We start from the raw sequence: 20,906 nt of genomic DNA, 5'->3' as shown, positions 1-20,906 counted from the left end.
AAAAGTAAAGAGATTTAGAAGGTGCCCAACACCTTCGCAGTGTCCCGTTCGTCTAGAGGCCTAGGACACCGCCCTTTCACGGCGGTAACAGGGGTTCGACTCCCCTACGGGATACCATTGGGTCGTTAGCTCAGTTGGTAGAGCAGTTGACTTTTAATCAATTGGTCGCAGGTTCGAATCCTGCACGACCCACCATTCTTTCCACAGAGAATGGGTTTATTCTTGATAGAGTCAGGAATAAGTTGAAATACTATGTGGGCGATTAGCTCAGTTGGGAGAGCACCTCCCTTACAAGGAGGGGGTCACTGGTTCGAGCCCGGTATCGCCCACCATTTCATATGGATATACTCTTTAAATATTTTTGGAAGGATTCCAAACCAGTTCAAGAAATTGACCCTGGTTCGGATTTTTGCCGTCTGAGAATGATTAAAAAGTATTTTATCACTACAAAAATAGTGACGTTATACTGCTCTTTAACAATTTGGAAAGCTGACTGATTCAGCTTAATTACAGTTCAGGCTGAGATTAAGTTAAATCAAAATTTAAAAGTTCTTAATATCCTTTGTTTTACTCTGTAAAACGAAGACAACACATTCAAGTGTTCTTGGTATTATTTTGTTTCTACTTTTAAAGTAGAAATAAAGAGCGAATCCGGCGAAAAACCAGAACTCACATTTTTCTGTTTAGAGATTATCTTTTTTACAGAAATAGTGATGAGTTTAAACCTTGATTAGGTGAAATACTATCTCAAGTTATTTTTACGCAGTGATTTTATTTTTAGACAAGGCGTTAAGAAATTTATCGAAGGGAGTGTAGCTTGCTACATGACCAAGTAAATTTTGAAAACAACGAAGTATAAAGATAAAAGAACAAGTAAAAAGACCTCTTGGGGTTGTATGGTTAAGTAATTAAGCGTACACGGTGGATGCCTTGGCAGTCAGAGGCGATGAAAGACGTATTAACTTGCGATAAGCCCAGATTAGGTAGTAAAAACCATTTGAGTCTGGGATTTCTGAATGGGGAAACCCACGTGCATAAGCACGTATCACTACATGAATACATAGTGTAGTGAGGCGAACCGGGAGAACTGAAACATCTAAGTACCCCGAGGAAGAGAAATCAACCGAGATCCCGAAAGTAGCGGCGAGCGAAATTGGGTTAGCCCTTAAGCTTTTAATGAGACAGGTGAAGGCTCTGGAAAGTGCCGCGATACAGGGTGATAGCCCCGTAACCGACATCTCATCATCAGTGAAAACGAGTAAGGCGGGACACGTGATATCCTGTCTGAATATGGGGGGACCATCCTCCAAGGCTAAATACTACTGACTGACCGATAGTGAACCAGTACCGTGAGGGAAAGGCGAAAAGAACCCCTGTGAGGGGAGTGAAATAGAACCTGAAACCGTGTACGTACAAGCAGTAGGAGCACCCTCGTGGTGTGACTGCGTACCTTTTGTATAATGGGTCAGCGACTTATATTCAGTGGCAAGGTTAACCGTTTAGGGGAGCCGTAGGGAAACCGAGTCTTAACTGGGCGTTCAGTCTCTGGATATAGACCCGAAACCAGGTGATCTAGCCATGGGCAGGTTGAAGATTGAGTAACATCAATTGGAGGACCGAACCGACTAATGTTGAAAAATTAGCGGATGACTTGTGGCTAGGGGTGAAAGGCCAATCAAACCTGGAGATAGCTGGTTCTCCCCGAAATCTATTTAGGTAGAGCCTCGGACGAATACTACTGGGGGTAGAGCACTGTTAAGGCTAGGGGGTCATCCCGACTTACCAACCCTTTGCAAACTCCGAATACCAGTAAGTACTATCCGGGAGACACACGGCGGGTGCTAACGTCCGTCGTGGAGAGGGAAACAACCCAGACCGCCAGCTAAGGTCCCAAAGTTATAGTTAAGTGGGAAACGATGTGGGAAGGCTCAGACAGCCAGGATGTTGGCTTAGAAGCAGCCATCATTTAAAGAAAGCGTAATAGCTCACTGGTCGAGTCGGCCTGCGCGGAAGATGTAACGGGGCTAAACTATACACCGAAGCTGCGGCAATACAGTTTACTGTATTGGGTAGGGGAGCGTTCTGTAAGCGGTTGAAGGTGCGTTGTAAAGCGTGCTGGACGTATCAGAAGTGCGAATGCTGACATGAGTAACGATAAAGCGGGTGAAAAACCCGCTCGCCGGAAGACCAAGGGTTCCTGTCCAACGTTAATCGGGGCAGGGTAAGTCGACCCCTAAGGCGAGGCCGAAAGGCGTAGTCGATGGGAAACGGGTTAATATTCCCGTACTTCTTACAATTGCGATGGGGGGACGGAGAAGGCTAGGTGGGCTTGGCGACGGTCGTCCAAGTTCAAGTATGTAGGCTGTATTCTTAGGCAAATCCGGGAATACACTAGGCTGAGATACGATGTCGAGCTACTACGGTAGTGAAGCCATTGATGCCATGCTTCCAGGAAAAGCCTCTAAGCTTCAGATTGTAAGGAATCGTACCCCAAACCGACACAGGTGGTCGAGTAGAGAATACTAAGGCGCTTGAGAGAACTCGGGTGAAGGAACTAGGCAAAATGGTACCGTAACTTCGGGAGAAGGTACGCTCCTAGCGGTGATGAGACTTGCTCTCTAAGCTGCCGGGAGTCGCAGATACCAGGTGGCTGCAACTGTTTATTAAAAACATAGCACTGTGCTAAATCGTAAGATGACGTATACGGTGTGACGCCTGCCCGGTGCTTGAAGGTTAATTGATGGGGTTAGATTGTTTCTCTATATAGAGAGGGGTCGAAGCTCTTGATCGAAGCCCAAGTAAACGGCGGCCGTAACTATAACGGTCCTAAGGTAGCGAAATTCCTTGTCGGGTAAGTTCCGACCTGCACGAATGGCGTAATGATGGCCACGCTGTCTCCACCCGAGACTCAGTGAAATTGAAATCGCTGTGAAGATGCAGTGTACCCGCGGCTAGACGGAAAGACCCCGTGAACCTTTACTACAGCTTGGCACTGAACATTGACCCTACATGTGTAGGATAGGTGGGAGCCTTTGAAGCAAGTACGCCAGTATTTGTGGAGGCAATCTTGAAATACCACCCTTGTATGCTTGATGTTCTAACGTTGGCCCCTTATCGGGGTTGCGGACAGTGCCTGGTGGGTAGTTTGACTGGGGCGGTCTCCTCCCAAAGAGTAACGGAGGAGCACGAAGGTGGGCTAATCACGGTTGGACATCGTGAGGTTAGTGCAATGGCATAAGCCCGCTTGACTGCGAGAATGACAATTCGAGCAGGTGCGAAAGCAGGTCATAGTGATCCGGTGGTTCTGAATGGAAGGGCCATCGCTCAACGGATAAAAGGTACTCCGGGGATAACAGGCTGATACCGCCCAAGAGTTCATATCGACGGCGGTGTTTGGCACCTCGATGTCGGCTCATCACATCCTGGGGCTGAAGTCGGTCCCAAGGGTATGGCTGTTCGCCATTTAAAGTGGTACGCGAGCTGGGTTTAGAACGTCGTGAGACAGTTCGGTCCCTATCTGCCGTGGGCGTTGGATGATTGAAGGGGGCTGCTCCTAGTACGAGAGGACCGGAGTGGACGAACCTCTGGTGTTCGGGTTGTCACGCCAGTGGCATTGCCCGGTAGCTAAGTTCGGAATCGATAAACGCTGAAAGCATCTAAGCGTGAAGCGAGCCCTGAGATGAGTCATCCCTGATACTTTAAGTATCCTAAAGGGTTGTTGGAGACTACGACGTAGATAGGTCAGGTGTGTAAGTGCTGCGAGGCATTGAGCTAACTGATACTAATTGCCCGTGAGGCTTAACCATACAACACCCAAGGGGTTTTAACGGATTCGTTAACCAAGACACAATATTGAATGTGATTAAGAATTAGTTTTAAATTAGAACAGTTTTCCAGATTATTATTAATCATTACCATGATTAATAAACAAATTTTGCTTGGCGACCATAGCGTTATGGACCCACCTGATCCCATGCCGAACTCAGAAGTGAAACGTAATAGCGCCGATGGTAGTGTGGGGTTTCCCCATGTGAGAGTAGGACATCGCCAGGCTTTAATTCTTCTTATTTTTAATTAAATAAGAGTTAGACAAAGTTAAGTCTTTAAAAAAACTATAGGGGTGTAGCTCCAATTGGCAGAGCAGCGGATTCCAAATCCGCGTGTTGGGAGTTCGAATCTCTCCACCCCTGCCATATTTAGAAAAGGCTTATATCGAAAGGTATAAGCCTTTTTGCTATCTGCGATTTAAGAAAAGAGCCACGGATTCCTCCCACCATAAGAACGCGCGTGTTGGGAGTTCGGATCTCTCCACCCCTGCCATATTTAGAGAAGGCTTATATCGAAAGGTACAAGCCTTTTTGTTTTCTATCACCTAAGAAAAGGGGAGTGAGTTTGCTTGAATAGGAAAGCAGATGTACATCGAAAGTTATTAGCTTTTTCTTTTAAAATGCCTCCAATTTGTTAGAATATCGCGCATATTTAAAGGAGAGTAATACAATGTCAATGTATGTAGTGGGCCATAAGGTTCCAGATTCAGATTCAATTTGTGGTGCGATTGCACTAGCTTACTTAAAAAATCAGATTGGTGAAGCAGCGATTCCTACTCGTTTAGGTGAAGTATCTCCTGAGACTGCATTTATCCTAGAAAAATTTGGCCTTGAAACGCCAGAATTAAAAACAAGTTACGCTGGTGAAGAAGTGTACATTGTTGACCATTCAGAGCTAACTCAAGCACCTGACGATATTGCTGAAGCAACTATCGTAGGTATTGTTGATCACCATAAACTAGGTGATTTAACAACTTCAACTCCTCTTGAGTGCTGGATTCGTCCTGTTGGCTGTAGTAACACAGTTATTAAGATGATGTATGATTTTTACAATGTAGAAATTCCACAAAACATTGCTGGTATCATGTTATGCGCAATTTTAAGTGACACTGTAATTTTCAAATCACCAACATGTACAACGGCTGATATCAAGTGTGTTGAAGCACTAGCTGAAATTGCTGGCGTTGAAGATTTTAAAGCACTAGGCATGGAAATGTTTAAAGTTAAATCAGCAGTGGAAGGCACACCTGTACGTGACCTTGTTATGCGTGACTTTAAAGACTTTAACATGAATGGCGAGCTTGTTGGTATTGGTCAATTAGAAGTAATCGACTTGTCTGTATTTGATGAAATCAAAGAAGAATTAGAAGCTGATATCGCAGCAATGAAAGCTGAAGGTAACCGCCACACTATGATTCTTCTATTAACAGATATCATGAAAGAAGGCTCAGAAATGTTAGTTATCAGTGATAACGAAGAACTAACAGAAAAAGCATATGGTAAAGCGTCTGTAAATGGCCGTGTATGGCTTGATGGCGTTCTAAGCCGTAAGAAACAAGTTGTTCCTCAACTACAAGAAGTATTTGCTTAATCTTTAAATATTAAGTAATAGATAAAAGCCCATGCAGTGATGTATGGGCTTTTTTATTGTCTTTAAACCGCTTCTTCTAATTCTAGTTTTCGTTTATCTAGAAAGATCCCATCTTTCTTTATCACACCGCATTCAGAACAGATAATTGTCTTTTGGTTATCAGAAATAAGTAGTTCATCTGATAGACATACTGGGCATTCTTGTACTTCATTCATAAATGTTCCCCTTAGCAAGTGTTGTTGTTGAGCATTAATAGATCTTATTTAGTTTGTATAGTTAGTTTCTCTTAATGGAAGATGAGATTAAATACCAAAAATGAGATTGTTCGATTATTGAGATGCGAATCAATGAAATCATTATAAATTAAAGATGGCTAAGTATTGATTTTATGAAAAGGAATTTTTGTGAACTGACAGCAAAGATTTACTGTCAGTATATGGAGATATTAAAAAAGGGTATTAATTAAATGCCTATCGAGATAGTTTGATTCGTAGAGTTCGCTTTTGCCAACTTCTTACTACTGAGTAGCGCCAAAGCCCACGAATACCAAAATAACCAATAAGAGCAGACGAAATACCACAAATAGCACATCCTAATAAGAATGGAGGACCAATTGTCGACATTTGTGAACCAATAAATTCCCACGAAAGCTCAAAATGAAAATGCTGAGCAGGAGTAGATAAAACCCACGCACCAATTTTATATGCACCATAAAAAAGCACTGGCATAGTTACAGGATTACTAACCCAAACTAGGGCAATAGAGAGGGGAAGGTTAACACTACATAAAATAGCTAAACCAGCAGCCATGATCATTTGACTAGGAAGAGGAACGAAAGCCATAAATAACCCGACAGCAAACGCGCCTGCTGCTGAGCGACGATTTAAGCACCATAAGTTTGGATTGTATAAAACATTACCAAATATTTTTAAGGCTTTTTGGCGCTTAATGGTTTCGTGGTTTGGTAAAAAACGTTTAATGAGTTTTCTTGGCATTAGTTTATGCTTCTGTTAAATGACATACGTATAAAGATCGTTGTCGTAATTCTTATTCTTTTTTCATCGACTTTTTGGCCGACAAACCTGCCGTCGTCTGTATTTTTTTTGTGTATTATTAGCTATTTAGCAGCTTTAAAATATTCCCAATTAAAAGTGATACAAGGTATCTTTTTGGGATTAATCATCACATCCTTACACATAACTTACTATCAAAACTTAAATAAAAGTCTTTATAGTCAAGGACATGATATTACCATCAAAGGTGAAATTCAAAGTCTAATTGCATTTAAAGAAACGACATCTTCAATTTTAGTACAAGTTACTGAGTTTAATAGTAATAAGTTTTTACCTAATTTTTCCCCTCTGGTAAGGCTGTCGATTCGAGATTTTAAAAAGCAATTAACTGATGATGCATCTATTCTTTTTAAACAAGGTGAGGTATGGCAATTTGATGTTTCGTTGAGACCACCGATAGGGCGGCATAATGAAGTTGGATATAAACTGGAAGGGTATGCATTATCAAAAGGCATACATGCCTATGGGAAAATAAAGGCAGCAACACGCTTAATATCTTCAACATCTTATCGAAGTAATTTGTTTATAGAGTCTTATAACAAGACAATTAGTTATGATTATCAATCATTGTTATTGGCACTAACATTTGGATATAAAGGAGATATTGCTGCGAGTGAGTGGCAAATCTTACGTAACTCAGGGTTAGCTCATCTTATTGCGATATCAGGTTTACATATTGGTTTTGTTTATGGAATCGGATGGTTTATTGGAAGAAGTGTAAGAGCCTTATTGCCTTTGTCTTATAATGTTTGGTTACCTGTTCTACTTGGTGGTTTTTTTGCTACTTCTTATGCGTGGCTTGCTGATTTTTCATTACCTACCATTAGGGCATTAATTGCCTGTTTTTTAGTTTCAATATTATTGATATTACGTATTAAATGGCCAAAGCATCTCTTTTTCCTATGGTGTTTATTACTTTGTTTGGTTATTAATCCATTTTCATCATTATCGATGAGTTTCTGGCTCTCTTTTTGTGCAGTTAGTGTTGTTCTTTTTTCTTTATATATTTATCAAAAAATAGGAACAGATAAATTAAATGGAAGAGTAAAAAAAGTGAGCCAAATTGTTTTTATTCAATTTGGTTTATTTGTGTTGTTGATTCCTATTCAAGGGTATTTTTTCTCTGGAATAAGTTATCTATCTCCATTTATCAACTTGATAGCCGTTCCATGGGTGAGCTTATTTACGGTTCCACTTAGTCTTGTGGGTGTCGCCTTTGATATGCTGAGTTTACCAATTAGCACGTGGTTCTGGAAAGCGGCTAGTGGTTCACTAAAACCGATTTGGTGGTTAGCTAAACAAGCGGAAAATTCTTGGCTTTTGCTTCCTACCGTATTTAATCAAGTCGTTATTTTTATTCTTATATTGTTAATACTTAAACTTTTTATTCCACTTAAAGCATTAGTTAATCCTTTATTTATATTACTTATCTGTGCGGCTTTTATAAGGCCAGATAAAAAATGGCAAGTTGATTTTTTAGATGTTGGCCATGGCTTGGCTGTGCTCATTGAAGCTAACGATAAAACAATTATTTACGATACAGGGATGAAATGGAGTAACGGTAGTATTGCTGAGAGTGTTATAGAGCCAATTTTACACCGTCGAGGGATACAATCGATCACTGGTTTAATTTTAAGTCACCTAGATAATGATCATGCCGGTGGTAAGGATTATTTAATAGAGCGATTTACGCCTGATTGGGTTCGTACTAGTGAGATAAGCGACATAACAATGCCTTGCATTCAAGGTGAAAAATGGCGAGAAGGGATTATAGAATTTGAGGTTTTATGGCCACCAAAATTGGTGAAGAGAGCTTATAATCCACATTCTTGTGTGATTAAACTTGAGATTGATAAATGGACATTCTTATTTACTGGGGACATTGATGCTATTTCAGAAATGTTGATATTAAATCAAAATGATTTTAGCTCTGTGGATGTTCTCTTAGTTCCACACCATGGTTCTACAACATCATCAACAGATCGCTGGGTTAATGAAATGAAGAATAAAACAGCAATTGTATCAACAGGGCGGTTTAGTCCATGGAATTTACCTAACAAACAAATAAAACAAAAATACAACGAAAATAATATAACTTGGTTAGATACTGCTCAATCTGGTCAAGTAAGTCTTTATTCAATTAATGATAAATTACATATTAATAGGTATTCAGAAGTGAATCAGAACGTTTGGTACAGAAAGCTATTTGGCGATAACTTAAATTCAGAGTAGAATAAAGGTAATTGTATATGAAGAATAAGTACTTATGACTATTGAAAAAGACGAATCTACATGGGCAACATTTAAACGTTTATGGCCGCATATTTCTCTGTATAAAGCGGGATTAGGCGTTGCTGTTGTCGCTCTTGTGATTAATGCCTTAAGTGATACCTACATGATCTCTTTACTAAAACCACTTTTAGATGAAGGTTTTGGTAGTGCAGATTCTGACTTCTTGAAGAAAATGCCATTTATTATTTTAGCTATGATGTTTATTCGTGGTCTAAGTGGTTTTGTTTCTGGTTATTGTATGAGTTGGGTTGCGAGTAACGTTGTTATGCGTATTCGTCGCCAGATTTTTAACCATTTTATGCATATGCCTGTCAGTTATTTTGATCAAGAATCAACAGGACGTTTGCTGTCTCGAATTACCTATGATTCAGAGCAAGTAGCAGCGGCAACGAGTAAAGCGCTGGTTAATATTGTACGTGAATCTGCGAGCATTATTGGTTTATTAGGTCTGATGTTTTGGAACAGTTGGCAGCTTTCATTGGTATTAGTGGTTATTGCTCCAGTTGTTGCGTTCGCTATTAGCAATGTTTCTAAACGTTTTAGAAAGATCAGTAAAAACATGCAAACGGCGATGGGTTCTTTAACAGCAACGTCTGAGCAAATGCTAAAGGGACACAAAGTAGTACTTAGCTACGGTGGTCAAAAAGTTGAATCTGAACGTTTTGATAACATCAGTAACCACATGCGCCAGCAAAATATGAAAATGGTGGTTGCTCAAGGTTTAGCTAACCCGATTATTCAAATGATTGCTTCGTTTGCTTTAGTTACCGTGCTTTATTTAGCAAGTGTTGATTCAATTAAAGAGACATTGACTCCAGGTACTTTCACTGTTGTTTTCTCTGCAATGTTTGGTTTATTGCGTCCATTAAAAGGATTAACTAGTGTTACTTCTGATTTCCAACGTGGTATGGCAGCATGTCAGACTTTGTTTGAATTGATGGATATGGATAAAGAAAAAGACGACGGTACGATTGAAAGAGATACGGTAAAAGGTGACATCAAAGTTGATAATGTAACTTTTACTTACCCAACAGCAGACGGCCCAGCATTACGTAATGTTAGCTTTGATTTACCTGCGGGTAAGACAATTGCTTTAGTTGGTCGCTCTGGTTCAGGTAAAAGTACTATCGCGAACTTATTTACTCGTTTCTATGATGTTGATTCTGGTGAGATAAGTCTTGATGGCGATAAGATTGAAGATTACCGCTTACCAAACTTACGTAAGCACTTTGCTTTAGTATCTCAAAATGTTCATTTATTTAATGATACGGTTGCAAATAATATTGCTTATGCATCTGAAGGTAAGTTTACCCGTTTAGAAATAGAGAAAGCAGCAGAGCTTGCTTACGCTTCTGACTTTATTAATAAGATGGATGACGGTTTTGACACCATGATTGGTGAAAATGGCGCAAGTTTATCTGGTGGCCAACGTCAGCGTATTGCGATTGCTCGAGCATTATTACAAAACGCACCAGTATTAATTCTTGATGAGGCGACATCTGCACTTGATACCGAATCTGAAAAAGCGATTCAATCGGCATTAGATGAGCTTCAAAAAGACAAAACAGTATTGGTTATTGCTCACCGTTTATCAACCATTGAAGATGCCGATCAGATCTTAGTTGTTGATGAGGGTGAAGTGGTTGAACGTGGTAATCATGCTGAACTTATTGCCCATGATGGAGCTTATGCTCAATTACATCGTATTCAGTTTGGTGATTAATGATTGAAAAAATTTGGTTTGATAACCATTTTTTAGGAAAACTCTTGTGGCCATTATTGTGGCCACTTAGTTGCCTATTCAAATGGATAGCCACAAAACGAAAATCAGATTACCAAAATGGTAAAAAACAAAGTTACCGTTCTTCGGTTCCTGTTGTCGTTGTTGGTAATATTACCGCTGGTGGTAATGGTAAAACGCCGGTTGTTGTATGGCTTGTTGAGCAGCTGCAATCGAAAGGATACAAAGTGGGTGTTGCCTCTCGTGGTTACGGTGGTAAAGCCCCGCATTATCCTTATTTATTAACAGAAACGACAACGCCAGATATTTCAGGTGATGAACCCGTTTTAATTAAACAACGTACTAAAGCAGAAGTTGCTGTTGCTCCAGTTCGCAGTGAAGCAGTTAAAATGCTTGAACAGCAAGGCGTTGATTTTATTATTACAGATGATGGACTACAGCACTATGCACTTCAACGAGACATAGAGTTTATTGTTATTGATGGAAAGCGTCGTTTTGGTAATCAGCATTATATTCCTCTAGGCCCACTAAGAGAGGGAGTAGAGCGTTTATCTAGTGTTGATTTCTTAATTTGTAATGGTGGCGAGCCTCAAGAAAATGAGGTATCAATGCGACTTCAACCAAGTGAAGCGATTAATTTAGTTACCGGTGAAAAACGCAGTGTTGCATCCTTATCAAATTTAGTTGCTTTTGCTGGAATAGGGCATCCTCCACGATTTTTTGAGACTCTTAATCAGCTGAAAGCGAATGTGGTTCATACCCAAGGTTTTGAAGATCATAAAGCGTTTGAACCAACAGAAATTGAACAACTAATGCAGTATGGCGAGCAGTTAATCATGACAGAAAAAGATGCAGTTAAATGCCAGTCTTTTGCTCAATCGTCATGGTGGTACTTGCCTGTTGATGCGACCTTCCCAGAAGAAAAAGCACAACAAATATTAAATAAAATTATTGAGGTAAAAGAATAATATGGATTATCGTCTTCTTGAAATCGTAGCTTGCCCGGTATGTAAAGGAAAACTGAACTACGATAAAGATAAGCAAGAGCTTATTTGTAAAATTGATCGTCTTGCTTACCCAATTAAAGATGGCATTCCTGTAATGCTTGAGCCTGAAGCTCGTCGTATGACAATGGAAGAGGTTGAATCATGTCGTTCACAGTCATAATTCCTGCACGTTACCAATCAACTCGTTTACCGGGTAAACCGTTAGCTGACATTTGTGGTAAGCCGATGATTCAATGGGTTTACGAACAAGCATCAAAGGCTGGGGCAGACCGTGTGATCATCGCAACGGATGACAGCCGTATTGAAGCTGTAGTGAAAGGTTTTGGTGGTGATGTATGCATGACGTCACCAAACCACGAATCAGGTACAGAACGTCTTGCTGAAGTGATCGAAAAATGCGGAATTTCAGCAGATGAGATCGTTGTAAATGTACAAGGTGATGAGCCGTTAATTCCACCTAGTATTATTCAGCAAGTGGCTCAAAACTTGTCAGATTCAGTAGCACCAATGGCAACATTGGCTGTAACTATTGATGAAGAAGACGATGTGTTTAATCCTAATGCAGTTAAAGTTGTTACGGATGCCGAAGGCTATGCGTTGTATTTTAGTCGCGCTTCTATCCCATGGGATCGTGATGCTTTTGCTCAAGGTGAGACGCTTACCGCTAACCCTTTACTTCGTCATATCGGCATTTATGCGTATCGTGCTGGCTTTATTAATACATACATTAATTGGCAGCCAAGTGTTCTTGAGAAAATTGAATGCTTAGAGCAACTTCGTGTTCTTTGGTATGGTGAAAAAATTCACGTTGCAGTAGCAAAAGAAGCGCCTGCGGCAGGAGTTGATACACCAGAAGATTTAGAAAAAGTACGCGCGATTCTATCCAAGTAATATCAATTTTATATAAAAAAAGCACATACCGTTTTAAACAGTATGTGCTTTTTTATTTGTATACGTTTTTATTTTTCGTCAGATAAAGGTAGGGAATCTTTTAATTCGTCAACTTTTTCCATGACATCTTCGATTTCCAGTTTAGGCGTCTCTTGAGCTTGTTGCTCTTTCTTCATTACTAAATCTTTTAACTGCATAAACCAACGACCCATTTGCTCATACCAGAAACGTTCACTTTGCTCTAAATATTTTGCTTTAGGTGCGTACTTATCCCAAGGTTGTTTAACCTCTGAATGGGCAAGGTAGTTGGTTGGTGCAGGAACTGGATCCATACCTAACTGATGGAATTCAGACATCGCTCTTGGCATATGACTCGCCGAAGTAACAAGAACCAGTGTACTTTTACCTACCGAATTGAAGGTTTGAATGGCTTCTTCGTGTGTGTCTCGTGCGCTTTCTAATAGTAAAATATCCGATTTCTGGACACCTAAAGACAGAGCAACACGAGCCATCATACGCGCGTGACTTACCGTTGTTCCACCGTTATAACCTGAAAGAATCATTTTAGAACCAGGATACATACGATATATACGGATCCCTTCGGTTAACCTCATTACTGCTGCTCTTGAAAGCTCTGAAATAGGAGATATTTCGTCATCTACAACGTGACCATTACCAAGAACAAGTACGTACTCAACTGGCGTCTCTGGCGCAATAAACGAAGGATAGATTCGTTCAGTTGATTTTAATAATGGTGTTGTGATTGGTTGAAAAGAGAGCAGAAAAATACCCAAAAGAGATAAAGTTAATAAAAAAGAGGCAAATCCTTTCCTTTTTGAAAACCATAAAATCAATAATCCAATAAACCCAATTAGGAGAAAACCAGGTAGGGGCATTAACATGGATGATAAAAACTTCTTTAACTCAAACATATTTTTTAACTATTACCGCTGATATAGAATGAAAAATCACCACTTGAGAACAAAAAACAGCGTCATGCTGTTACTTCCTTGAGCTCTTATGCGACAATGCATGTTTCCAATAGATAATATCATAACTTAACCACTGTGAATAAAGACCGTAATTTCGACGACATCGCCCACAAATTTGCGAAGAACATCTATGGTTCCGACAAGGGCGGGATCCGTCAAACAATTGTATGGCAAGATATGGAAACTATCTTAGCTGAAAATAATGCAAAATCTGAGCCACTTACTGTGCTAGATGCCGGTGGTGGGATTGGACAAGTTTCTCAGCAAATTGCAAAACGCGGTCATTCAGTAACGTTATGTGATATTTCTTCAGAAATGCTGAAATTAGCGAAAGAAGCAGTCGAAGACAACGGTTTATTACCGCAATATCAATTTATTCATACTGCTGTACAACAAATTGAACAGTATAATGTCGGGGAGGTTGATATTCTTCTATTCCATGCGGTTATGGAATGGTTAGATAATCCAAAAGAAGCATTAGACATTCTTTTAAAACAAGTGAAACCGGGTGGGTATGCGTCCATCATGTTTTATAACCATCACGGCCTTGTGCTCAAAAATGTGATTTGTGGCAATATTCCTCATGTTTTAGATGGTATGCCCCATCGAAAAAGGTTTAAGTTACAACCTCAAAAAGGTCTAATGCCTAATGACGTGTATCAGTGGATTGAAGATGCAGGTTATGAAATTAAAGGAAAATCAGGCATTCGTTCATTTCATGATTACATTGGTAATATGGAATACATGGGCGATTACCAAATAGAAGACGTACTAAAGCTCGAAGAGCAGTTATGCCGTCAAGAACCTTATCTCTCTCTTGGCCGTTATATTCACGTATGGGCGAAGAGAAAATAATAATGATGTACACAAAGGATACACAATGAGTGAGTTTTCTAATGCTGTTACAGACCAAACTGTTGATGAACTGGTTGGTTGGGTAAAACAGCACGATTTCTCATTGAATTTGCCAACTGAGCGTTTGGCATTTTTGTTGGCCATTGCTGTTCTCAGTAATGAAAGATTTGATGATGAGCTAGGTGAAGGCGAACTTCACGATGCGTTTGGAATCATCAGTGGGTTATTTGGACAATCCAGTGACACCATTGCTTTTCGTGCGAACAATGCAATCAATGAATTAGTAAAACAACGTTTAATTAGCCGCTTTAGTGGTGAAAGTACTGATGGAATGAACATCTATCGTCTTACGCCATTAGCTATCGGGATCACTGATTATTATGTGCGCCACCGTCAATTCTCTAAATTGAAGCTTTCTATTCAATTGGCGATGGTTGCAGAAGAGATCCAAAAAGCATCAGAAGCAGCTGAAAAGGGCGGTGAAGCAAAACACTGGCGTAAAAACGTTTATGGTGTTCTGAAATACTCCGTTGGTGAGATCTTTGATCGTATTGATTTAAACCAACGTGTGATGGATGAACAACAGCAATCGGTAAAAGAAGAAATTGCGGAGCTGTTAAACCAAAATTGGCGTGAAGCGATTTCTAGCTGTGAAAAATTGCTTGATGAAACATCTGGTAATTTACGTGAGTTGCAAGATTCATTGCAGGCTGCGGGTGATCAGCTGCAAACAGAGTTGTTGAATATTCAAGAAATTGTTTACGGTAATGAAGAGCTCGAGTTTATTGACGCTCTGTTGTATTCATTACAAATGAAGCTAGACCGTATTGTAAGTTGGGGTCAGCAAGCGATTGATCTTTGGATCGGTTATGACCGACATGTGCATAAGTTTATCCGTACCGCAATTGATATGGATAAGAACCGAGCATTTAGCCAACGCTTACGTGATTCTGTTAAAGGTTACTTTGATGCACCTTGGTTACTGACTTACGCTGATGCTGCTCGTCTTCGTGACATGCGTGATGAAGCACTAATACTGCGTGATGATGAAGTAACCGGTATTGTTCCAGATGAAATGGAATATGAAGAATTAAGTGTGATCACAGATATTCTTGCAGAGCGTGTAGCAGAGATGCTTCAACACCATAAAGATACGGGCGAAGCAATTGAGTTAGGTACGATTCTTAAGAATTACCTATCAACATACCCACATTCTCAGCACTTTGATCTTGCCCGTCTTGTGGTAGATCAAGCGGTGCGCCTCGGTTATTCAGAAGCCGATTTCCAAGCCGTTCAACCTGATTGGCAGTCTATTAACGAATTCGGTGCGAAGGTACAAGCAAATGTCATTGACAAATATTGAAGAATTTATGCCTGAGAAGTTAGCAAAAGCGATTGCTAATCCATTATTCCCAGAGCTAGACAGTTTATTACGTTCTGGCCGTCATGTAGCCAGTGAAGATTTAGATAATCACGCATTGTTATGTGAATTTGAACATGAGCTAGGCCTATTTTATCAACGTTATAACGCTGAACTGGTAAAGGCTCCTGAGGGCTTTTTCTACCTGCGTCCACGTTCAACGTCTTTCATTGCACGTAGCGTTTTAGCTGAAATTGATATGCTTGTTGGTAAAGTATTGTGTTTCTTATACCTAAGTCCTGAGCGTTTGGCTCACGAAGGTATCTTTACTAATCAAGAGTTATTCGATGAGCTATTGGTATTAGCTGATGAACAAAAGCTAATGAAGCTAGTAACAAATCGTGCTTCTGGTTCTGACTTAGATAAAGAAAAGCTGTTTGATAAAGTAAGAACCTCTCTTCGTCGTTTAAAACGTCTAGGAATGATTATCCCTGTTGGTGAACAAGGTAAATTCCGTATTAGTGAAGCGGTTTTCCGTTTCGGTGCAGATGTACGTACAAGCGATGATATGAAAGAAGCGCAATTACGTTTAATCCGTGATGGTGAAGCGGTGGTTGTTCATCAAGAAGAAGCGAGTCAATCTAGCTTAGATCTTGATGCAGATAACAATGAAAAACCGGCTGAAGAGCAACATGAATTAGAATTGGAAGGTGATCTATGAGTATGATTGAACGTGGTAAATATCAATCACTCACCATGGTTAACTGGAACGGCTTTTTTGCCCGTACTTTTGACATTGATAATCTAGTAACCACACTTTCTGGTGGTAACGGTGCTGGTAAGTCGACCACAATGGCGGCGTTTATTACTACGCTTATTCCTGACCAGTCATTACTGCATTTCCGTAACACAACAGAAGCGGGCAGCTCTCAAGCTTCTCGTGACAAAGGTCTACACGGTAAATTAAAACCGGGTGCATGTTATGCAGCGCTAGATATTGTTAACTCTCGTAAGCAACGTGTACTTTTTGCGGTTAAATTACAGCAAGTAGCAGGTCGTGATAAGAAAGTTGATATCAAACCATTCATCGTTGTTGGTTTACCAAGCCATGTAAAACCAACAGACTTAATGATTGAATCGGTTTCTGAAAATCAAGCTCGTGTTCGTCAAATCAATGACGTAAAAGAGATGGTTTCACAGTACGAAGGTGTTCAATTTAAAGCGTTTAATTCTGTAACGGATTATCACGCTCAAATGTTTGATTATGGTGTATTACCGAAGAAACTTCGTAACACAAGCGATCGTTCTAAGTTCTATCGTTTAATCGAAGCCTCTTTATACGGTGGTATCTCAAGTGCGATCACGCGTTCACTACGTGATTACTTATTGCCACAAAATGGTGGTGTTAAGAAAGCCTTCCAAGATATGGAAGCAGCACTACGTGAAAACCGTATGACATTAGAAGCGATTAAGACGACTCAGTCTGATCGTGATCTATTCAAACATTTAATCACAGAATCAACGAATTACGTTGCTTCAGATTACATGCGTCATGCGAATGACCGTCGTAAAAAAGTTGAGCAAACATTAACGCATCGTGTTGAGTTAATGAATGCACAACGTAGCTTAGTGGATCTATCATCTGTATTAAATAATATGCAGAGTGAATTAGAACTTCTTACTGAATCAGAATCAGGCCTTGAGCAAGATTATCAAGCGGCATCAGATCATCTTCAATTAGTACAAACTGCGGTTCGTCAACAAGAAAAGATTGAACGTTACTCTGAAGATCTAGAAGAGCTAACAGAGCGTCTAGAAGAGCAAGTGATGGTGGTGGAAGAAGCCGCAGAACAACTTGCTATGGCTGAAGAGCAAGCGCTATTAACAGAAGAAGAAGTTGATAGTCTTAAAACACAGCTTGCTGATTACCAACAAGCGTTGGATATGCAGCAAACTCGTGCGCTTCAATACCAACAAGCGGTTAAAGCACTTGAAAAAGCGCAGCAATTAACAGCAAATGAGTCGTTAACTCAAGATAATGCAATTGATCTTCAAAGCGAACTAAAAGCAAAAGAAGAACTTCAAACTACCGCATTACTTGCGATTAAACATAAATTGGATCTTTCTTCTGCGGCAGTTCAACAGTTTGAACGCGGCTTAGCATTAGTAACTTCAATTGCAGGTCATGTTGAGCGTAATGAAGCATCAGATAAGGCAAAAGCTTTAATTGAACAAGCTCGCCAGTTCAACAATATTGCAGAGCGTGCAGAGCAACTTAAAGCACAATACAAAGATCTTGAGCGTGCAGTTCGACTACAACGTCAAGCTCAAGAACTGGCTGAAGAATACGCAAAACGTTTTAATATCACGATTGATTCTGAAATGGTTCTTGAAGAAGAGCAAGCACGTCATGAAGAGATGCTTGAAACGGTTCAAGAACAGCAAGAAAATATCGTTGATAAACGTTCAGAGCTAAAACGCCAAGAACAACAACATCGTTCAGAAGCACACCGTTTAGAGTCTATTGCACCTAAATGGATTGCTGCGAATGACGCACTGCACAAACTGAATGATCAATGTGGTGTTGAACTGGAAGATAGCCAAATGGTTATCAACCAAATGCAAGAAACGCTAGAGAATGAGCGTGTATTGTCGACAAACAAAGATCGTCTAGCTGCTCGTAAAGAAGAGTTAGAATCTGAAATTGAGCGTCTAGCAGCCCCTGGTGGTAGTGGTGATGCACGTCTTAAAGGTCTTGCTGATACACTAGGTGGTGTACTGCTTTCTGAGATTTACGATGACATTACATTAAGTGATGCGCCGTATTTCAGCTCATTATACGGTCCAGCTCGTCACGCTATCGTTGTTTCTGATTTATCAGGCATTAAAGATAAACTGGTTGATCTTGAAGATTGTCCAGATGATCTTTACATCATTGAAGGTGATATTGACGCATTTGATGACAGTGTATTTGATGCTGAAGAGATGGAAAATGCAGTTTGCGTTCACTTAAATGATCGTCAAATGCGTTACTCTCGCTTCCCTGAATTGCCATTGTTTGGTCGTGCAGCACGTGAACAGCGCTTAGAAACACTACGTGAAGAGCGTGAAATTGCCGTTGAAGAACACGCAAAAGCAGCGTTTGATTCACAAAAATTACAGCGTCTGTACCAAAGCTTCAATGGCTTTGTATCAACACACCTTGCTGTGGCGTTTGATGCAGATCCAGAAGTAGAATTGAAACAAGCTCGTGAACAACTAGCACAAGTTAGCCGTCAGTTAACAGAATTAGTGGCGACAGAACAGCAGCATAAATCACAAATTTCAGCATCTAAAGAAGCATTATCTCAACTTGCTAAGATCGCACCTCACATCAATGTGCTTGAAGATGAAACCATCACAGAGCGTTTTGAAGAGATCAGTGTTCAAGTTGAACAAGTATCAGAAGCAGAAAGTTTCTTACGTCAAAATGGCAAAGCGATTGCAGAGCTAGAAACACTGCAACGTGCATTAGAAGTAGACCCTGAGCAATTTGATGCACTAAAAGCAGAGCATGAGCAAATCGATGCGCAGCTACAAAGCATTAAAGCCCAATTGTTTGCTATTTCTGATTTAGTAGAGCGTCGTCATCACTTTGGTTATGAAGATGCCGTAGCACTACTTAATAAGAGCAGTGAACTAAACGAACAACTTAAAGCGAAATTAGTACAAGCAGAACAAGCGCGTACTAAAGCGAAAGAGCAACAAAAGCTATCACAAGCTCAAGCAAACCAATACAACCAAGTAATGGCGTCGCTTAAGAGTTCACATCAAGCAAAACAAGAAACGGTTCAAGAGTTTAAACGTGAACTGCAAGAGTTTGGTGTTCATGCTGACCATAGCGCATTAGAGCGTGCTGAGGTTCGTAAGGGTGAATTGAACGAGCGTCTACACAGTTCTCGTGGCCGTAAGAGTGAGCTAGAAAAAGGCATCACATCAAACGAGCTTGAGATCAAAGGTTTAGTTAAGCAATCTCGTAAAGTTGAAAAACTGTACAAAGAGCTACGTACGTTTGTGGTTAACGCAAAAGCGGGCTGGTGTTCAGTTCTACGCTTAGCTCGTGAGAATGATGTAGAACGTCGTCTACATAAACGTGAATTGGCGTATTTAAGTGCTGAAGAACTGCGTTCAATGTCGGATAAATCATTAGGTGCGCTTCGTCTAGCTGTCGCTGATAACGAAGACCTGCGTGATTCGCTGCGTGCTTCTGAAGATACAAGCAAACCAGAGCGTAAAGTTCTATTCTACATTGCAGTATACCAACATCTTCGTGAGCGTATTCGTCAAGATATCATTCATACTGATGATCCAGTAGAAGCGATTGAAGAGATGGAAACAGAGCTTGGTCGTCTGACTGAAGAGCTGACGTCTCGTGAAAACCGTTTAGCGTTGAGCTCTGAAAGTGTTGCGAACATTATTCGTAAGACCATTCAGCGTGAGCAAAACCGTATTCGTATGCTGAACCAAGGTTTATCACAAATTGGTTTTGGTCAAGTAACGGGTGTTCGTCTAAATGTAGGTATTCGTGAAACTCACGCAACGCTACTAGCGGGTCTGTCTGAGCATCAAGCACAACACCAAGATCTATTTGGTAATGCTCGATTAACCTTCTCTGAAGCGATTGCGAAATTGTTCCAACGCATTAACCCGCATATCGATGTTGGTCAACGTTCACCACAAACATTAGGTGAAGAGTTACTGGATTACCGTAACTACCTTGAACTAAACATTGAAGTAAACCGTGGTGCAGATGGTTGGCTACAAGCAGAATCAGGCGCTCTATCAACAGGTGAAGCGATTGGTACTGGTCAAGCGATCCTACTAATGGTTATTCAAAGTTGGGAAGAAGAGTCTCGTCGTCTTCGTAGTAAAGACATTATGCCTTGTCGTTTATTATTCTTGGATGAAGCGGCGCGTCTAGATGGTAAGTCTATCGCTACGCTATTTGAATTGTGTGACCGTTTGGACATGCAACTTCTTATCGCGGCACCAGAAAACATCAGTCCAGAGAAGGGGACAACCTACAAACTGGTTCGTAAGATCTTTAAAGATCGCGAGCACGTTCATGTGGTTGGTCTTAAAGGTTTTGGACAAGAGTCAGCAGCAAGCCGTACTCAACAAACGCTAGAAGAAGCAGAGATAGCAGAATAAGCGTTAAATAACGTTAATAAGTGAATGGCAGTCAGGAATGGCTGCCATTTTTTTTGGAAAGATAATTGCATAGCTTATACCGTTAAC

General features: G+C 40.4%; 13 protein-coding genes, 4 tRNA genes and 2 rRNA genes. 16 read left to right on the top strand and 3 right to left on the bottom strand.

Features of this window, described 5'->3' with window-relative positions; translation table 11 throughout:
* Nucleotides 1-41: 41 nt before the first annotated feature.
* The 7 genes from AVFI_RS19350 (at nucleotide 42) to AVFI_RS19320 (ending at nucleotide 5,418) form a co-directional block, all read left to right on the top strand.
* Nucleotides 42-117 (top strand) — tRNA-Glu (locus AVFI_RS19350).
* A 2-nt stretch (nucleotides 118-119) separates the two neighbouring features.
* A tRNA-Lys gene (locus AVFI_RS19345) sits at nucleotides 120-195 on the top strand.
* Between the two features lie 61 nt (nucleotides 196-256).
* Nucleotides 257-332, top strand: a tRNA-Val gene (locus AVFI_RS19340).
* A gap of 566 nt (nucleotides 333-898) precedes the next feature.
* Nucleotides 899-3,806 (top strand): 23S ribosomal RNA (locus tag AVFI_RS19335).
* A gap of 131 nt (nucleotides 3,807-3,937) precedes the next feature.
* Nucleotides 3,938-4,053, top strand: a 5S ribosomal RNA gene (gene rrf, locus AVFI_RS19330).
* A gap of 63 nt (nucleotides 4,054-4,116) precedes the next feature.
* Nucleotides 4,117-4,193 (top strand) — tRNA-Trp (locus tag AVFI_RS19325).
* Between the two features lie 304 nt (nucleotides 4,194-4,497).
* Nucleotides 4,498-5,418: a manganese-dependent inorganic pyrophosphatase gene (locus AVFI_RS19320; protein ID WP_012534659.1), complete on the top strand. Its 921-nt coding sequence runs from the start codon at nucleotides 4,498-4,500 to the stop codon at nucleotides 5,416-5,418.
* A 62-nt stretch (nucleotides 5,419-5,480) separates the two neighbouring features.
* Here AVFI_RS19320 and AVFI_RS19315 read toward each other — a convergent pair whose 3' ends face one another.
* Together AVFI_RS19315 and AVFI_RS19310 are read right to left on the bottom strand one after the other, a co-directional pair.
* Nucleotides 5,481-5,633, bottom strand: a complete 153-nt coding sequence (locus tag AVFI_RS19315; protein ID WP_005422523.1) for a hypothetical protein — start codon at nucleotides 5,631-5,633, stop codon at nucleotides 5,481-5,483.
* Nucleotides 5,634-5,888: 255 nt separating this feature from the next.
* Nucleotides 5,889-6,413 carry a DUF2062 domain-containing protein gene (locus AVFI_RS19310; protein ID WP_005422525.1) on the bottom strand — a complete coding sequence of 175 codons (525 nt, stop codon included), beginning with the start codon at nucleotides 6,411-6,413 and terminating at the stop codon, nucleotides 5,889-5,891.
* Nucleotides 6,414-6,521: 108 nt separating this feature from the next.
* Here AVFI_RS19310 and AVFI_RS19305 point away from each other — a divergent pair, with 108 nt between their 5' ends.
* Genes AVFI_RS19305 through kdsB form a run of 5 tightly spaced genes read left to right on the top strand, consistent with a single transcriptional unit; the run spans nucleotide 6,522 to nucleotide 12,422 of the window.
* On the top strand, nucleotides 6,522-8,723 hold the full coding sequence (locus AVFI_RS19305) for a DNA internalization-related competence protein ComEC/Rec2 (RefSeq protein ID WP_214651579.1): 2,202 nt from the start codon (nucleotides 6,522-6,524) through the stop codon (nucleotides 8,721-8,723).
* A gap of 34 nt (nucleotides 8,724-8,757) precedes the next feature.
* Nucleotides 8,758-10,506, top strand: a complete 1,749-nt coding sequence (gene msbA / locus AVFI_RS19300; protein WP_005422535.1) for a lipid A ABC transporter ATP-binding protein/permease MsbA — start codon at nucleotides 8,758-8,760, stop codon at nucleotides 10,504-10,506.
* Nucleotides 10,506-11,492, top strand: a complete 987-nt coding sequence (lpxK, locus tag AVFI_RS19295; protein ID WP_072055667.1) for a tetraacyldisaccharide 4'-kinase — start codon at nucleotides 10,506-10,508, stop codon at nucleotides 11,490-11,492. Before msbA ends, lpxK begins: the two co-directional genes overlap by 1 nt.
* 1 nt (nucleotide 11,493) lies before the next feature.
* A complete protein-coding gene (locus tag AVFI_RS19290) occupies nucleotides 11,494-11,691 on the top strand; it encodes a Trm112 family protein (RefSeq protein WP_005422539.1) in 198 nt (65 codons plus the stop codon).
* Complete coding sequence (gene kdsB / locus AVFI_RS19285; RefSeq protein WP_005422541.1) at nucleotides 11,673-12,422, top strand: 3-deoxy-manno-octulosonate cytidylyltransferase; 750 nt, start codon at nucleotides 11,673-11,675, stop codon at nucleotides 12,420-12,422. Before AVFI_RS19290 ends, kdsB begins: the two co-directional genes overlap by 19 nt.
* Before the next feature lie 68 nt (nucleotides 12,423-12,490).
* On the opposite strand, the gene elyC is transcribed toward kdsB, so the two are convergent.
* The gene (elyC, locus tag AVFI_RS19280) at nucleotides 12,491-13,354 is read right to left on the bottom strand and encodes an envelope biogenesis factor ElyC (RefSeq protein ID WP_005422543.1); all 864 of its coding nucleotides are present in this window, start codon (nucleotides 13,352-13,354) and stop codon (nucleotides 12,491-12,493) included.
* Between the two features lie 135 nt (nucleotides 13,355-13,489).
* Between elyC and cmoM the strand changes: the two genes are divergently transcribed.
* The 4 genes from cmoM to mukB are packed head-to-tail and all read left to right on the top strand — an operon-like array spanning nucleotide 13,490 to nucleotide 20,819.
* The gene (gene cmoM, locus AVFI_RS19275) at nucleotides 13,490-14,269 is read left to right on the top strand and encodes a tRNA uridine 5-oxyacetic acid(34) methyltransferase CmoM (protein ID WP_005422545.1); all 780 of its coding nucleotides are present in this window, start codon (nucleotides 13,490-13,492) and stop codon (nucleotides 14,267-14,269) included.
* A 25-nt stretch (nucleotides 14,270-14,294) separates the two neighbouring features.
* Nucleotides 14,295-15,632, top strand: coding sequence for a chromosome partition protein MukF (gene mukF, locus AVFI_RS19270; protein WP_005422547.1), 1,338 nt, complete (start codon nucleotides 14,295-14,297; stop codon nucleotides 15,630-15,632).
* Nucleotides 15,613-16,350, top strand: a complete 738-nt coding sequence (gene mukE / locus AVFI_RS19265; RefSeq protein WP_054775830.1) for a chromosome partition protein MukE — start codon at nucleotides 15,613-15,615, stop codon at nucleotides 16,348-16,350. Before mukF ends, mukE begins: the two co-directional genes overlap by 20 nt.
* Nucleotides 16,347-20,819 (top strand): chromosome partition protein MukB, encoded by a 4,473-nt coding sequence (gene mukB / locus AVFI_RS19260; RefSeq protein WP_188863710.1) that lies wholly within the window; start codon nucleotides 16,347-16,349, stop codon nucleotides 20,817-20,819. The genes mukE and mukB overlap by 4 nt, the downstream gene beginning before the upstream one ends.
* Nucleotides 20,820-20,906: the final 87 nt, after the last annotated feature.

It is taken from the genome of Aliivibrio fischeri ATCC 7744 = JCM 18803 = DSM 507, from assembly GCF_023983475.1.
Classification (GTDB): Bacteria; Pseudomonadota; Gammaproteobacteria; order Enterobacterales; family Vibrionaceae; genus Aliivibrio; species Aliivibrio fischeri.
Note: the sequence above shows the minus strand (reverse complement) of the source record. Positions and strands in the feature narration are given on the sequence as shown.

Coding starts and splice junctions, on each gene's coding strand:
- AVFI_RS19310 (WP_005422525.1), bottom strand. CDS start 6,413: ATGCCAAGAAAACTCATTAAACGTTTTTTACCAAACCACGAAACCATT.
- mukE (WP_054775830.1), top strand. CDS start 15,613: ATGTCATTGACAAATATTGAAGAATTTATGCCTGAGAAGTTAGCAAAA.
- elyC (WP_005422543.1), bottom strand. CDS start 13,354: ATGTTTGAGTTAAAGAAGTTTTTATCATCCATGTTAATGCCCCTACCT.
- mukF (WP_005422547.1), top strand. CDS start 14,295: ATGAGTGAGTTTTCTAATGCTGTTACAGACCAAACTGTTGATGAACTG.
- AVFI_RS19320 (WP_012534659.1), top strand. CDS start 4,498: ATGTCAATGTATGTAGTGGGCCATAAGGTTCCAGATTCAGATTCAATT.
- lpxK (WP_072055667.1), top strand. CDS start 10,506: ATGATTGAAAAAATTTGGTTTGATAACCATTTTTTAGGAAAACTCTTG.
- msbA (WP_005422535.1), top strand. CDS start 8,758: ATGACTATTGAAAAAGACGAATCTACATGGGCAACATTTAAACGTTTA.
- AVFI_RS19315 (WP_005422523.1), bottom strand. CDS start 5,633: ATGAATGAAGTACAAGAATGCCCAGTATGTCTATCAGATGAACTACTT.
- mukB (WP_188863710.1), top strand. CDS start 16,347: ATGAGTATGATTGAACGTGGTAAATATCAATCACTCACCATGGTTAAC.
- kdsB (WP_005422541.1), top strand. CDS start 11,673: ATGTCGTTCACAGTCATAATTCCTGCACGTTACCAATCAACTCGTTTA.
- AVFI_RS19290 (WP_005422539.1), top strand. CDS start 11,494: ATGGATTATCGTCTTCTTGAAATCGTAGCTTGCCCGGTATGTAAAGGA.